Raw genomic sequence first — 545 nt, 5'->3', positions numbered from 1 at the left:
CCCTGGGCACCGTCGAGATCAAGGCCGGCGAGAAACCGGGTTGAACCGGGCGCCCCTGGGGCGCATCTTTGCGCTGCAACCCTAGGTACAGCAGGCCGGTCTTCGACATGGACAACCAGGGCGCCGAATCGCGCCGAATCACCCGTCACACGCTCGATGACTTCGAGGGCGCCCGCCGCGCCGGCGCGCTGGCGGCCGCCTGCCTCGACATGATCACCGAGCATGTGCGCCCCGGCGTCACCACTGGCCATCTCGACCAGCTCTGCCATGACTACATGGTCGAGGGCGGCGCGGTACCGGCGACGCTGGGCTATCGCGGCTACACCAAGTCGTCCTGCATCTCCATCAACCACGTCGTCTGCCATGGCATCCCCGGCGAGCGCGTGCTGCTCGACGGCGACATCCTCAACATCGACGTGACCGCGCTGCTCGACGGCTGGCACGGCGATTCCAGCCGCATGTACGTGGCGGGCGCCGCCAGCACCAAGGCGCGTCTGCTGATGGATGTGACCTACGAGGCGATGATGCGCGGCATCGCCATGGCC

1 protein-coding gene is annotated in these 545 nt (G+C 67.9%); it reads left to right on the top strand.

The window, feature by feature from the left end; genetic code table 11:
* Nucleotides 1–107: 107 nt before the first annotated feature.
* A partial coding sequence (locus tag AC1DWF_RS37860) for a M24 family metallopeptidase (protein ID WP_476843545.1) occupies nucleotides 108–545 on the top strand: 438 nt, incomplete at its 3' end.

This window comes from Aminobacter sp. P4_D5 (genome assembly GCF_056401815.1).
Note: the sequence above shows the minus strand (reverse complement) of the source record. Positions and strands in the feature narration are given on the sequence as shown.